The following is a 13,871-nucleotide window of genomic DNA, read 5'->3' as shown; positions in this document are numbered from 1 at the left end:
GAGCAACTCGGGTTCGATCCTGTTCGTGTCCAGTAACTGACATGCCGTTCGGAGCAATCATCAAGCTCCGTCAACAACTTGCGCAATTTGTGAGTGAAAACTTCGGCCTAGGGTCCCGTCGCTCGCGGGTTTCACCATGGGCCGATTGTTGCTATTCAGCACCGATCGGGGCCTGCATGCAGGCACGCGACAGAATGGGGCACTGCAATGAAGCCTGCACGTCCACGCGTTCGCGAAGCCATCGAGGCCGGGCCCATCAATCGCTCCAGGCGATTCCCGATCGCCCTGCTCGGCGCCAGCCTGCTCGCCGGCTGCGACCAGCCCAACACCTTTCAGCCGCCACCGCCGCCGAAGGTCGATGCCGCGCTGCCGGTCCAGCGCCCGGTCACGCGCTACCTGGAGGCGACCGGCAATACCGCGCCGGTCAAGTCGGTCGACCTCGTCGCCCGCGTGCAGGGCTTCCTGGAATCGATCGACTACCAGGACGGCGGTTTCGTGAAGGAGGGCGCGACGCTGTTCACGATCGAACCCGAAACCTACAAGCTCAAGCTCCACCAGGCGCAGGCCGCCGAAGCCGGCGCGCAGGCGACCGTCAAGCAGACCGAGGCGGATTTCAACCGGCAGAAGGACCTCGTCGCACGCCAGGCCGTGTCGCAGGCCACGCTCGACACCTCGACCTCCAACCGCGACAACGCCCAAGCCAATTTGCAGCAGGCCCAGGTCAGCACCAGGATCGCGCAGATCAACTACGGCTACACCAAGGTCACCGCGCCGTTCGACGGCGTGGTCAGCGCGCACCTGGTCTCGATCGGCGAGCTGGTCGGCGCGGCCTCGCCGACCCAGCTCGCCACCATCGTGGCGCTCGATCCGATCTATGCGAACTTCACCGTCAACGAGCAGGACGTGCTGCGGATCCGCGCCGAAGCCTCGCGCCGCGGCCTGACACCAGCCGATCTGAAGCAGTTTCCGGTCGAGATCGGCCTGCAGACCGAAACCGGCTACCCGCATCGGGGAACGCTCGACTACGTCGCGCCGACGGTCAACCAGTCCACCGGCACGCTCGCCGCGCGCGCGCTGATTCCCAATCCCGGCCGGGTGCTGCTGCCCGGCTATTTCGTCCGCGTCCGCCTGCCGAACGATCGATCGGTGAACGCCCTGCTGGTCCCGGATACCGCAATCGGCAGCGACCAGGGTGGGCGCTACGTGCTGGTCGTCAACGCCGACAATGTGGTCGAGCAGCGCAAGGTGACGATCTCCCAGCTCGACAACGGATTGCGGGTCGTCGAGAGCGGCCTAAAGCCGGACGACCGCGTGGTGATCGCCGGTCTGCTGCGCGCCATTCCCGGGCAGAAGGTCGATCCGCAGATGCAGAACATCGAGGCGCCGAAGCCGGACGATTCCAAGGCGGCTGCCAAGTAGGATCAGGCCATGATCTCAAAATTCTTCATCGAGCGACCGGTCCTCTCCAACGTCATCGCCATCCTGATGATCCTGATCGGCGGCGTCGCGCTGTTCGAGCTCGCGGTCGCGCAATATCCCGACGTGGTGCCGCCGACCGTCCAGGTCACCACGCGCTATCCCGGCGCCAGCGCGAAAACCGTGATCGACACCGTCGCGCTGCCGATCGAGCAGCAGGTCAACGGCGTCGAGGGCATGATCTACATGCAGTCCTATGCCGCCGCTGACGGCACCTACAGCCTCACGGTGACCTTCAAGATCGGCACCGACCTGAACTTCGCGCAGGTGCTGGTGCAGAACCGCGTCTCGTCGGCGCTGTCGCAACTGCCGCAGTCGGTGCAGAACCAGGGCGTCACGGTGCAGAAGAGATCGACCTCGATCCTGCTGTTCGTGACGCTGACCTCGCCCGACGCGCGGCATGACAGCCTGTATCTCAGCAACTACGCCACCATCAACCTGAAAGACGAGCTGTCACGCCTGCCCGGCGTGGGCAATGTCACGGTGTTCGGGGCCGGACAATATTCGATGCGGATCTGGCTCGACCCCAACAAGCTGCAGGCGCGCGGATTGATGCCGCAGGACGTGATCCAGGCGATCCAGCAGCAGAGTCAGCAGGTCGCCGCCGGCCAGGTCGGCGCACCGCCGACGCCACCGGGACAGGCCTTCCAGGTCACGCTCAACGTCAACGGCCGCCTCGACGACACGAAGCAATTCGAGGACATCATCGTCAAGACCGGCGCCAGCGGCGACGTGACGCGGGTGCGCGACGTCGGCTCGGTCGAGCTCGGCGCGCAGACCTACAGCCAGATGTTCTCGCTCAACAAGCAGCCCGCCGCCGGCATCGGCGTGTTCCAGTCGCCCGGCGCCAACGCGCTCCAGGTCGAAAAGGCGGTCGAAAGCAAGATGGCCGAGCTTGCGCGCGCATTCCCGCAAGGGATCAAATACGACACGCCGTTCGACACCACCAAGTTCGTCTCCGCCTCGATCAACGAGGTCTACAAGACGCTGATCGAAGCCGGCCTGCTGGTGCTGGTCGTGATCCTGGTGTTCCTGCAGGACTGGCGGGCGATGCTGGTGCCGGCCACCACCGTGCCTGTCACCATCATCGGCGCGTTCGCCGGCATGGCCGCGCTCGGCTTCACCATCAATCTCTCCACCCTGTTTGCGATCGTGCTCGCGATCGGCATCGTGGTCGACGACGCCATCGTCGTGGTCGAGGGCGCCGCCCACAATATCGAGCAGGGCATGTCGGGCCATGACGCCGCGATCAAGGCGATGGACGCGCTGTTCGGGCCCATCATCGGCATCACCTTGGTGCTGATCTCGGTGTTCCTGCCGGCCTCTTTCCTGCCGGGGCTCACGGGGCGCATGTATGCGCAGTTCGCGCTGGTGATCGCGGCGACCGCGCTGCTCTCCGCGATCAACGCCGCGACCTTGAAGCCGACGCAATGCGCGCTGTGGCTCAGGCCCGCGGTGCCGCCGGCGCAACGCAACTGGTTCTACCGCGGCTTCAACGGCGTCTACAGCCGGCTCGAGCGCGGCTATGCCCGGCTGGTCGGCTCGCTGGCGCGCCACGCCGGCGTGTCGGTGATCGCGGCATTGATCCTGATCGGCATCGGCGGCTACGGCCTGTCGCGGGTGCCGACCGGCTTCCTGCCGATCGAGGATCAGGGCTACCTGATCGCCGCGGTGCAGTTGCCCGACGGTGCTGCGCTCGACCGCACCCAGAAGGTGCTCGACCAGGTCAGCGAGATCGCAGGAAAGGCGCCCGGCGTCGCTCAGGTCATCACCATCGCCGGCATCTCGGCGCTCGACAACAGCGCGAGCCTCGCCAATGCCGGCGTCGCCTATCTGATCCTGAAGGACTGGGGCGCACGCGGGCCCGGCGAGGACCTGCGCTCGCTGGTCTATGGTCTGAACGACAGACTGGCGACGATCATGGAGGCGCGGACGCTGGTGCTGCCGCCGCCGCCCATCCAGGGCATCGGCAACGCCGCCGGCTTTGCCATGCAGGTCGAGCTGCGCGACGGCAACAGCGACTATGCCAAGCTGCAGGCCGTCACCGCCACGATCGTCCGCAACGCGCAGAGCCAGAGCGCGCTGCAACGCGTGCAGTCGCCGTTCCGCGCGCTGACGCCGCAATTCGATGTCGAGATCGACCGCGTCAAGACCCAGACGCTGCACGTCACCACCGACGAGGTGTTCTCGACGCTGTCCTCCTATCTCGGCTCGTCCTATGTCAACCAGTTCAACAAGTTCGGCCGCGTGTTCCAGGTCTATGCCCAGGCCGATCCGAACTCCCGGCTGACCCAGCGCGACATCGCCAACATGATGGTGCGCAACCAGAACGGCGACATGATCCCGATCGGCACGGTGGCGAAGATCACGCCCGCGGTCGGCCCGTCGCTGATCAGCCTCTACAATCTCTATCCCTCCGCGACCATCGTCGGCCTGCCGGCGCAGGGCTACAGCTCCGGCCAGTCGCTGGGCCTGATGGAGGAGATCGCGAACAGGACGCTGCCGCCCGGCAGCGGCTATGAATGGACCGCGATGTCGTACCAGGAGAAGGCGGTCTCGAGCCAGATCTACTACGTGTTCGGCCTTGCGATGCTGCTGGTCTATCTCGTGCTCGCCGGACAATATGAGAGCTGGACCGCGCCCATCTCGGTGATCCTGGCAGTGCCGCTGTCGCTGCTCGGGCCGATGGCGGTGCTCGAAGGGCTGAAGATCGACAACAACCTCTACGTCCAGATCGGGCTGATCCTGTTGATCGCGCTGTCGGCCAAGAACGCCATCCTGATCGTCGAGGTCGCGCTCGAGGAGCACGGCCACGGCAAGAGCGTCGTGGAAGCTGCCGTTGCGGCCGCCCGCGCCCGCTTCCGCCCGATCCTGATGACGTCGTTCGCCTTCATCCTCGGCGTGGTGCCGCTGGTGCTGGCGACCGGCGCCGGCGCCAATGCCCGCAAGTCGATCGGCATCACCGTGTTCTCCGGCATGCTGGCCTCGACCTGCCTCGCGGTGCTGTTGGTGCCGGCCTTCTTCGTCGTGGTGCAGCGCTTCGAGAACTGGCGGAAAGAGCGCAAGACGGCGCCCGTCGCGCAGTCGGGCTAGGCTGCCGCCGGCATCCTGATCTCCCGCGGCAGAACGAGGGCCGCTGCGATCGCGAGCAGGCAGAGCCCGGCAAAGGCGTGCAGCATGGTGACAAAACCGCCCTGCTGGTACAGCCATGCCACCAGGCCGACGGAAGCGCCCGCGGCCGTGAAGCCGATGAAATAGCGCACCGCATAGGCGCGCGAGCGCCATTCCTCGCTGGTGTACTTGCCGACCATGGCATCGTTGACGGTGACCTGGCCGAACGCACCCATGACGATGCCGATCGAGACCAGGATCAGCGGCAGGTTGGACAGGCTCGCGGCCAGATAGAGGAACGGCGCCAGCATGAACGACAGCGGCAGCGCCACCGTCTTCAGCGAGTGCCGGTCCAACAGCTTGCCGATGGTGTATTGCGTCATCGCGCCGAACACATAGACGCAGGCCGTGATGATCCCGAGCAGGGCCGGGCTCTTCGTGAGATCGGACAGGCGCTCGGCGAACAGTTTTGGCAGCGCCACCGTCACCGCGTTGAAAGTGGTGGAGATCGCGATCACCACGATCAACAGCGCCAGGATCACGCGCCACATGTCGCCCTTGGCGACACGCGCCTGGGCTGCCGCCTGTTTCGATCCCTTGCGATCCTCGTGCACCACGGTCCATGCGAAGGCCACGCCGATCAGCATCGTGACCACGCCCGGCGCGATGAAGGCAAAGCGCCAGCCGAAATATTGTCCGATCACGCCGGTGACCAGGGCTGAGGATGCCACGCCGAGATTGCCGAACACGCCGTTCAGGCCCATCTGGTGGCCGAGCTTCTCGGCATAGGACACGATCATCGCGGTGCCGACCGGATGGTAGATCGAGGCGAACAGGCCGATCACGAGCAGCGCGGCGCCGAGCTGCAATGGCGTCTGCACCAGGCCGACCGAGATCATCGATGCGCCGATGCCGAGGAAGAAGATCACCATCATGTGGCGGCGGCTCCAGCGGTCGCCGAGCCAGCCGGTCAGGAGCGAGCCGGCGCCGAACGCGATGAAGCCCGGCGTCGCGTAGGGCAAGAGTTCGGAATAGGCCATGCCGAGCGCCGGGCCCATGATGATGACGGCCGCGGCGAAGATCAGCATCGCATAATGGTCGATGAAGTGAGCGGCGTTGACGAAGCCGATCACCCGGCCAGGACTGTTCATGAGTTGAATCCTCGCTTTCCTTGCGAGATTATAGAATCCGGGACTGACGGGATGCCGCCAATGAGTGTCGCCTACCTGCCAATCGCGGAAATCCGGGCCAGCCACCGGATGGCTTCGGATGGCGTGCACCTGGTCGCGCGCAATTACCGCAAGGGCGTCCGGCTCGATCCCCACATGCACCGCGAGGCACAACTGGTCTATGCCGCCCGCGGCACCATGCAGGTGACGACGCCGCAGGGGCGTTGGCTGGTGCCGCCGGACCGCGCGGTCTGGGTCCCTGCCCGCCTCGTGCATGCCATCGACGTGCTCGCGGATATCGAGATGCGCACGCTTTATTTCGACCCGGTGTGGCTCAAACGCGAGCGCAACAGCAGTCTCAGGAGCGAGTTCGTGGTCCGCGTCTCGCCGCTGCTGCATCAGGCGATCCTCGCGCTGTTCGAGAAAGGCAATGCACCGGAGCGCAGCGCTCTCTTGATCAAGCTCGTGATGCTCGAGTTGCACCGGGCCGAAGATCCCGCGACGTTCATCCCGCTGCCGCACGAGCCGCGCTGCCGCCGCGCCGCCGATTTCGTGCTCGCCGACCTTACCGCCCTCCACGACATCGAACGGCTCGCGCAAAAGGTCGGCACCTCGGCGCGGACCTTGTCGCGGTTGTTCTCCGCGGAAACGCAGTTGAGCTTCAAGGCCTGGTGCCAGCGCGCCCGCATTGCGGCGGCGATCGAGCTGATGTCAACGTGTGATAATGTCTCGGTCAAGAAGATCGCTGCCGATCTCGGCTATGCCAGCATGCCGGCGTTCTCGCACGCCTTCCGGCAGGTCACCGGCAAAACGCCGACCGAATTTATGGCGACGCAATAGGCCGGACAGCGTCTCGTCACGGCAGACGAAAGCGGGTAGCATTCGTCGGAGGATTGGGCCACGATAGGCGAGCGGCTTGATTGTGATCGGCTTCGTCATAAATCCGATGTAGGCTTGCGCAACGGAAACGGATTCGACCCTAAGTACATGGCCAGTGCCTTCTTTACCGACTTGCTTGCCACCATCTCCGAGCGGGGCCGCTTCCTGCTCCGCCGTTCCGAGCCCATCGACGAGAGGCAGGATGCCGAGGGACTGATCGAGCTCTGCGAGGCGTTGCTGTCGGGCCGCGGCGAAGCCTCCGGTACGGCGATGGCGCGTGAGGTGCTCGACCGCTATCAGGATCTTCCGGCGTCGGAGCAGCCGGACTTCTTTCACGCGCTGGCGCGCCATTTCGGCCCCGACCGCGACCGCGTCGCCAAGGCCATCGAGGCCTGGCAGGCCAATCCCGGCGACGGCAATGGCGGCGAACTGCATTTCGCCTCCGAGCCGCGGCGGCAGGAACTGATCCGCCGGCTGAACCGCGCGCCGGGCGGCACCGGCGATCTGGTGGCGATGCGCGCCGACCTGCTGTCGCTCCTCGACGGTCACCGCGATCTCGCCGCGCTCGATCGCGACATCGTGCATCTGTTGGGATCTTGGTTTAACAGGGGGTTTCTCGTGCTGCGCAGGATCGACTGGTCGACCCCGGCGAACATCCTGGAACAGATCATCCGCTACGAGGCGGTGCACGAGATCAGCGACTGGGACGATTTGCGCCGCCGCATCGATCCGGTCGACCGCCGCTGCTACGCGTTCTTCCACCCTGCGATGGCTGATGCGCCGCTGATCTTCGTCGAGGTTGCGCTGACCGAGACGATCCCCGCCGCAATCGCGCCGCTGCTCGCCGTCGACCGACATGCGGTGCCGACCGACCGCGCCCGCACCGCGGTGTTCTATTCGATCTCCAACACCCAGCGCGGGCTCGGCGGCATCACCTTCGGCAACTTCCTGATCAAACAAGTGGTCGAGGAACTGCGCCGCGAACTGCCGAAGCTCGACACCTTCGTGACGCTGTCGCCGGTGCCGGGCTTCATGCAATGGGTGAAGACCGCCGATGACGTTCCCCTGTCGGATGAGGAACGGACGCAACTCGGCCGCCTCGACGAGCCGAAATGGTTCGAGAACGAGGAGACCACCACGCAGTTGCGCGCGGTGCTGGAGCCGCTCGCCGCGCACTACTTCCTCAAGGCCCGCACGTCGAAGGGCCGGCTGATCGACCCGGTGGCGCGCTTCCATCTCGGCAACGGCGCCCGGCTCGAGCGCATCAACTGGCTCGGCGATCTCTCGTCCAAGGGCATGCGCGAATCCGCCGGCGTCATGGTCAACTACCTCTACCGGCTCGAGGACATCGAGAAGAACCACGAGGCCTATGCCAATGACGGCGAGGTCGTCGCCTCCAGTGCCGTGAAGCGGCTGCTGAAGACCGAGGGCCGCAGGTTGCTGGACATGCGGCTGACCTAGCCTCTTGCGCGTCACGGAGCGCGCTCGGTGCGCTCGCTTGCGGCCTGCTTCTCGGCGGCGATGCGGGCACGGCCGGCCTCGACCATGCTCGCATTGCTCAGCTCGTCCGGCATCAGCGGCACCCAGGCGACGTAGAGCACGCCCGACACGCAGAGGCACGTCACCCCCGCCAGCACCAGGAACACCGGATCGGTCACGATGCGGAAGGCCGCGACGACGATCAGCAGGAACGACGGAGCCATGGCAAGCAGGGCCTTGTCGACATCGACGCCGACGCGGAATCCGCAGACCTGACAGCGGGCGTGGCTCGACGGCCCGAGCGCGAGCTTGCGCCACAGCGGCAAGCACGGGTCGGCGTTGCAGTGCGGACACCTGTTCATGGCCGGCTCGCTTGCGGATCAGGGATGCGGCACCTTGTCGTAGCTCAAATAACTATCGAAGACGCCCAGGCTGTCGGCCAGCGTAATCTCCACCGGCATCCCCTCTCCCTCGGGAAGGAAGGCCGTTCGCGGCGGCCCGTCGGTGAACCGGCTCGGATCTCCGTGGCAGTCGCCGGCCGTCTGCAACAGACGCTGCGACAGATGTCCGACCTGATCCGGCGTCAGGCTGTTGACCCAGCTTCGGAGCTGATCGGGCGTCATGTGCTTGAACTCTGCGTATTTGGCGAGAAACGGCATCTGAGCCGCGCCGGGCGCGCCAGACAACAGGCCATCGCGCTGGCTCAGCGCATCCGCCGCCGCCTCGCTGTAGCCCGCCGTCTTGAGGAAATCCTTCGCTGCGGCTTCGTACCGGTGCGCGTCCTTCTCCGAATCGTAGACCGACTTGCCGAGCACGCCGACGAGGGTGAGACCGAGGCCGATGATGCCCAGGGATGCGGACGCACCGAAGGCGGGTGCCACCGTCAGCCCGCCGCCGATCGCCGACGTGGCGGAAAAGAATGCGCTGCCGCCATCCTGCGGGACGCCGAGGCCGAATCCCGAGCGCGTCGCGCTGACGAGATCGAGCACCGCGGAGAGGCCGGAGAGAAAGTCAGCGGCGCTGGCCCGGCCGGCGAGTTTCCATTCGCCGCCGAACTGTCCCATCATCGACTGCCTGCTGACCATGCCCAGGCCGACCAGCAGCTCGGCGTCCTTCTGCGCGAAGCCGGCCGCGTCGAGCAGGAGCTTGATGTCGTTCTGCGGATCGGACGGGTTCGCTTTGAACTTTTCCCAGCTATTGACCACGCTGGCACCCGCGAACGCCACCGCCAGACCACGCAACATCTGGCCCGGCCGCGTGGTCTTGTTGAAGGTCTTGGATAGCGTCGCATCGGTATTGAGCTTCTTGTCGAGATCCCGCAGCGCCATGTCGACCTGGTCTTGCGTCTTGGCGGCGGCAACCCGATCGACCGTTGCGTCCACGAGCTTGACGGCCTTGTCGAGTTCGCTCTTGGTCACGCCCACCCTGCGCATCGCGGACTCGTCGGCAATGGCGCGGATCGTCCGCTTGGCCTCTGCAACGCTCGCCGGGTCTCGCAGATCGACACCCAGCAGGCTCGCGTTCACCCTGCGGCGCAGCCTGGCCGAGGCGATCTCGCCGGCGTATTTGCGTCCGATGTCGCCGACCTTGGACAGGGCGAAGATGTCGGCGAAATCCTTCACCCGCGTCGCGTCGGCGAGCCGGGGATCGGTCGCGATCGCGACGGAGAGCGCAACACCGGCAGCCGGATCGTTGGCGATCGTTTTCAGCGCGCGATCGGTGAGAGCCTGCGCGCCGGACAGTTGCGGCGGCAGCTCGTTCAGCGCCACCATCTGATCCATCAGCCGGGAGCCGTCGTCGGCGATCTGCCGAACGAGCCTGGCGCCCTCCGCCTGCCATGCCGCGCCCTTGCCCGTGCGGTAGGCCGTGATGGTCTGGGCGAGTTGCTCCGGCGTCATGCCGGTGCCTTCGTTTCGCACCAGCGCGACGAGCTCGGCGTCATGCTGGGCAAGCTTCCTGACGTCACCGGCGGCCTTGTCCTTGAAGGCCTGAACGCCGTCGGTCGCAACCTTCATGACGCCGCGATAATCGAGCCCGGCCGCCTGCATGCGGCGGGCAACGTCGATCGTCGCGGCCGGGCTGCCACCATCCGCGATCCTCTGCCGATCGCGGAGCGCAATGCCATCATTGATGGTCTGCACGACGATCGACGGATCGCCGGTGTTCTTGATCTGTCGCGCCAGCGCGATCGCATAGGCCGGGTCCGCGCCTGCGGCGATCGCGTTACGGATCGAATCGCCGTTCCACGCACCCATGGCCGCAAACCGCGCGATCGCGTCGTCGCCCGCCGGGCTGCCCGCGAGGCGGCCGGACAGATTGACGAGCGTGGTCGTGCCGTTGGGTCCGAAGGGCGAGCTCGGCAGGTGGTTCAGATTGTCGTTGCGAAACCGCTCATAGTCGGGGACGGCGCGGTCCATCACGATTCCGGCCAGATTCTTGTCGACGCCCTCTGTCACCTGATCGAGGCGCTGCATGGCTGCGGCGGTGCGCGCCTGCGGGTTGGTGAGGCCGTCCAACGGCTGGTGCAGTGGCTGGTTGGCCCAGGTCACGGCGGCATCGATGATCTTCTGAGCGCCGCCATCGCGCAGCAGCGCGTCCTTCACGGCCGGCGAGGCCGCCGCGTAGCCGTCGCTCAGCGCGCGGAGCGCGGCCGGCGCATCGTGTTGACCTTGCGCCTGCGCCATGATCGCGCGCGCCTTGCCATCGATCGGCGCCTGCACCGCGGCATCGTCGACGATCTTCTGGAAAGCCTCGCTCTCGGGCGCACGGGCACGAATCTCGGTCACGCGCGAGCGCATCGCCTCATCCGAGGCGGTCGTTCCGGCGCCGTGAGTGATCAGTTCGTCCTGCACCGACGTCTTCACGGCAGCCCATTTGCGCGATGCGTCCGCCTGCGCATCGGCGAGGTCCTGCGTGAGGACCTTTCGCACGCCCGGCGGCAATTTCGGATGATGCAGGCTGATCTCGATGGCGGCAGCCGATCGGTCTGCGGCTTCCGCATCGGCAACCTGTCGCCGCGTCGCGACGGTCGCCGGATCGTGCGTCGGCACGAACACGATGTCCTTGGGGTGGATACGGGCGGGATGCCGGATCTGCGGATTGGCCCTGACGACGTCCGACAGCCTGTCGCCGTTCTGCTGTGCCAGCGCCCACATGGTATCGCCGGAACGCACCGCGTGCGGGACTTCCTCACTGCCGATTTGCCGCGGCCCTCCGTGGGCAGCGCGGCGGCGTTGCGCCGCCGCGATCGCCTCCTCCATCTTCTTGCGATCGCCGTCATCGTAAGGCGCCGGCGAAACACCGGATGGGTGCGTGCTGCCGACTGCACTCCGTGTGGTAGTCATGTCGATCTCCGAACCCGATCCTCTTCCCGCAGAACTATATCGGCGGCGCTTGCAGCAACAATGACGGCGGAATCGAATGAATAATTATGTATTCAGTCGGTCCGGCCTGAGGCGCAACACGGCCTCGGGCAGATGCGCGGCGATTGCTGCCTGATGGCGATGATAGGCCAGCCCCACCGCGATCACGGCGATCCCGATCAGCGACAGCGCGAACGGAAACATCATCGAGTCCTTGAACACGGCATCGGCGAGATGTCCGAGATAGAGCGTGACGCCCAACGTCCCGAACACCGCATAGGCCCGCCGCATCAGGATCACCGACACGAACAGCAGGCCGACATTGAGGAGGCAGTACAGGGCGCGACCGATCTCGGTTGCGCTGCTCGAGGCGGTGATGCCGCCCCAGAACGCCATCAGTCCGAACAGATGCAGCCAGAACGCAAAGTCGCCGTTGCGGCTGCGATAGTCGACCACCCAGGCGATCACGATCACACCGAGGCCGAACCAGACCGACACTCTGCGGCGCGTCTCCCAGTCGAAATCCGCCATGCCGTACAGCCACGGCGTCAGGTCCATCGACATGAACCAGAGCGCAACCGCGATGATGGCGACGATGAACGGCACGCGGAAGAAGCGCAGCGCGACGACGCCGGCGAGGATCGTGGCGACCTCCATGAAGATCCAGCTTCCCTTGATCCAGACGTAAAAGTCGTGGACCGTGCCGGGCGCGCCGAACCTGCCCCACCAGCCGAGTTCGTCCTGGATGCCGTAGACCGCGAGCGGCGCCATCGACACTGCGACCGCGATCAACAGTCCCGCCGGTACCCGCAAATTCTGCCGATACCAGAGATGATGACCGGCCGCCGTGAACGCCGCGGCGTAGACGACGGCGCAGGCCACGAGCGCCCGTCCGCCCATTTGCGAGAACGCCACCGTCGAGAACAGGCCCAGTGAGCCGATCACGATCAGCGCGCCGGCGTACCAGAGCAGATTGGCGAAGTTGAATTTGGCAGTGGCCGTGGCGTTGGAGACGCTCCCCGTCGCCTTTGACAGGAAGGCGACGAGCCGTTCCAGGTCGACGGCGCTGATCACGCCTGCATCGGCGGCAAGGCGAAGATCGCCCTCCGAATATCTCATCACATCCTCTTTCCGACCGGGACATTCCCGTGTCCATTGCTTCAATCTAGCAGACATTGAACAATGTTCAATATATTTTTGAACATTGTTCATGAGATTCGATGACAACGCCTTCGTTCGAAATACCACCCTCTTCTCAATAGTTTACCCCCGAAAGCCGTGCATCATGCCGCAAGCGCCCTCATCTCCGCGTAGAGGTCGGATTTGCCCTCGAAGCCGATGCCCGGCAGCTCCGGCATCGTGATGTGGCCGTCCTCGACCCGAACTCCGTCCGGGAAGCCGCCATAGGGCTGAAACAGGTCGGGATAGCTCTCGTTGCCACCGAGGCCGAGGCCGGCTGCGATGTTGAGGGACATCTGGTGGCCGCCATGGGGAATGCAGCGCGCGGGCGACCAGCCGTGGGTCTTCAGGACATCGAGCGTGCGCTGGTATTCGCACAGGCCGTAGGACAGTGCGCAGTCGAACTGCAGGAAGTCGCGGTCCGGCCGCATGCCGCCATGGCGGATCAGGTTTCGCGCGTCCTGATGGCTGAACAGGTTCTCGCCGGTCGCCATCGGCGCCGGATAGAACTCGGCGAGCGCCGCCTGCAGCGCATAGTCGAGGGGATCACCGGCCTCCTCGTACCAGAACAAGGGATAGTCGCGCAGCATCTTGGCGTAGGCAATCGCGGTCTCCAGATCGAAGCGGCCGTTGGCGTCGACCGCGAGCTGCGCGTCCCGGCCGATCTCCTCCAGCACCGCCTCGATGCGCTTCTGATCCTCCGCGATCGGCGCACCGCCGATCTTCATCTTGACGACGTTGTAGCCGCGGTCGAGATAGGAGCGCATCTCGCCGCGCAGCATGGAGAGGTCCTTGCCCGGATAGTAATAGCCGCCGGCGGCATAGACGAACACGCGCGGATCGGCATTGCGTTGGTGGCGCTCGGCGAGCAGGCGGAACAGCGGCTTGCCTGCGATCTTCGCCACCGCGTCCCACACCGCCATGTCGATGGTGCCGACCGCGACCGAACACTCGCCATGACCGCCCGGCTTCTCGTTCCGCATCATCGCCGACCAGACCTTGTCGGGATCGAGATTGTCACCGGCCTCGTCGAGCAGCGATTTCGGATCGGCTTCGAGCAGCCGCGACGCGAAGCGCTCGCGGATCAATCCACCCTGTCCGTAGCGGCCGTTGGAGTTGAAGCCGTAGCCGACCACGGTCCTGCCGTCGCGCTTCACGTCGGTGACGACGGCGACGAGGCTCGTCGTCATCTTGGTGAAATCGATATAGGCGTTGC

Annotated in this window: 9 protein-coding genes; 4 read left to right on the top strand and 5 right to left on the bottom strand. The window is 65.6% G+C overall.

Annotated features, from left to right (window positions below):
• Positions 1-207: 207 nt before the first annotated feature.
• Complete coding sequence (locus JOY90_RS11495; protein ID WP_291691260.1) at positions 208-1,419, top strand: efflux RND transporter periplasmic adaptor subunit; 1,212 nt, start codon at positions 208-210, stop codon at positions 1,417-1,419.
• A 9-nt stretch (positions 1,420-1,428) separates the two neighbouring features.
• Positions 1,429-4,569 carry an efflux RND transporter permease subunit gene (locus JOY90_RS11490; RefSeq protein ID WP_291691259.1) on the top strand — a complete coding sequence of 1,047 codons (3,141 nt, stop codon included), beginning with the start codon at positions 1,429-1,431 and terminating at the stop codon, positions 4,567-4,569.
• On the opposite strand, the gene JOY90_RS11485 is transcribed toward JOY90_RS11490, so the two are convergent.
• The gene (locus tag JOY90_RS11485) at positions 4,566-5,738 is read right to left on the bottom strand and encodes an MFS transporter (RefSeq protein WP_291691258.1); all 1,173 of its coding nucleotides are present in this window, start codon (positions 5,736-5,738) and stop codon (positions 4,566-4,568) included. The genes JOY90_RS11490 and JOY90_RS11485 overlap by 4 nt on opposite strands.
• Before the next feature lie 60 nt (positions 5,739-5,798).
• Here JOY90_RS11485 and JOY90_RS11480 point away from each other — a divergent pair, with 60 nt between their 5' ends.
• Together JOY90_RS11480 and JOY90_RS11475 are read left to right on the top strand one after the other, a co-directional pair.
• Complete coding sequence (locus JOY90_RS11480) at positions 5,799-6,596, top strand: helix-turn-helix transcriptional regulator (protein ID WP_291691257.1); 798 nt, start codon at positions 5,799-5,801, stop codon at positions 6,594-6,596.
• A gap of 147 nt (positions 6,597-6,743) precedes the next feature.
• Positions 6,744-8,096, top strand: coding sequence for a malonyl-CoA decarboxylase (locus JOY90_RS11475; protein WP_291691256.1), 1,353 nt, complete (start codon positions 6,744-6,746; stop codon positions 8,094-8,096).
• Between the two features lie 11 nt (positions 8,097-8,107).
• Here the strand turns inward: JOY90_RS11475 and JOY90_RS11470 are convergent, their stop codons facing one another.
• From JOY90_RS11470 to JOY90_RS11455, 4 genes are all read right to left on the bottom strand, one after another.
• Positions 8,108-8,476, bottom strand: a complete 369-nt coding sequence (locus JOY90_RS11470; protein WP_291691255.1) for a hypothetical protein — start codon at positions 8,474-8,476, stop codon at positions 8,108-8,110.
• Positions 8,477-8,494: 18 nt separating this feature from the next.
• Positions 8,495-11,458 (bottom strand): LysM peptidoglycan-binding domain-containing protein, encoded by a 2,964-nt coding sequence (locus tag JOY90_RS11465; RefSeq protein ID WP_291691254.1) that lies wholly within the window; start codon positions 11,456-11,458, stop codon positions 8,495-8,497.
• Positions 11,459-11,542: 84 nt separating this feature from the next.
• Positions 11,543-12,595 (bottom strand): hypothetical protein, encoded by a 1,053-nt coding sequence (locus JOY90_RS11460; RefSeq protein WP_291691253.1) that lies wholly within the window; start codon positions 12,593-12,595, stop codon positions 11,543-11,545.
• Positions 12,596-12,759: 164 nt separating this feature from the next.
• Positions 12,760-13,871 (bottom strand): mandelate racemase/muconate lactonizing enzyme family protein (locus JOY90_RS11455; RefSeq protein ID WP_291691252.1); only part of this gene is annotated, 1,112 nt, incomplete at its 5' end.

Source organism: Bradyrhizobium sp. (assembly GCF_019242285.1).
Classification (GTDB): Bacteria; Pseudomonadota; Alphaproteobacteria; order Rhizobiales; family Xanthobacteraceae; genus Bradyrhizobium.
This window is presented reverse-complemented; position numbering and strand designations above follow the sequence as displayed.

Bases quoted from the DNA above. Each gene is read 5' to 3' on its own strand.
- JOY90_RS11475 (WP_291691256.1), top strand. From the start codon at position 6,744: ATGGCCAGTGCCTTCTTTACCGACTTGCTTGCCACCATCTCCGAGCGG.
- JOY90_RS11460 (WP_291691253.1), bottom strand. From the start codon at position 12,595: ATGAGATATTCGGAGGGCGATCTTCGCCTTGCCGCCGATGCAGGCGTG.
- JOY90_RS11485 (WP_291691258.1), bottom strand. From the start codon at position 5,738: ATGAACAGTCCTGGCCGGGTGATCGGCTTCGTCAACGCCGCTCACTTC.
- JOY90_RS11465 (WP_291691254.1), bottom strand. From the start codon at position 11,458: ATGACTACCACACGGAGTGCAGTCGGCAGCACGCACCCATCCGGTGTT.
- JOY90_RS11495 (WP_291691260.1), top strand. From the start codon at position 208: ATGAAGCCTGCACGTCCACGCGTTCGCGAAGCCATCGAGGCCGGGCCC.
- JOY90_RS11480 (WP_291691257.1), top strand. From the start codon at position 5,799: ATGAGTGTCGCCTACCTGCCAATCGCGGAAATCCGGGCCAGCCACCGG.
- JOY90_RS11470 (WP_291691255.1), bottom strand. From the start codon at position 8,476: ATGAACAGGTGTCCGCACTGCAACGCCGACCCGTGCTTGCCGCTGTGG.
- JOY90_RS11490 (WP_291691259.1), top strand. From the start codon at position 1,429: ATGATCTCAAAATTCTTCATCGAGCGACCGGTCCTCTCCAACGTCATC.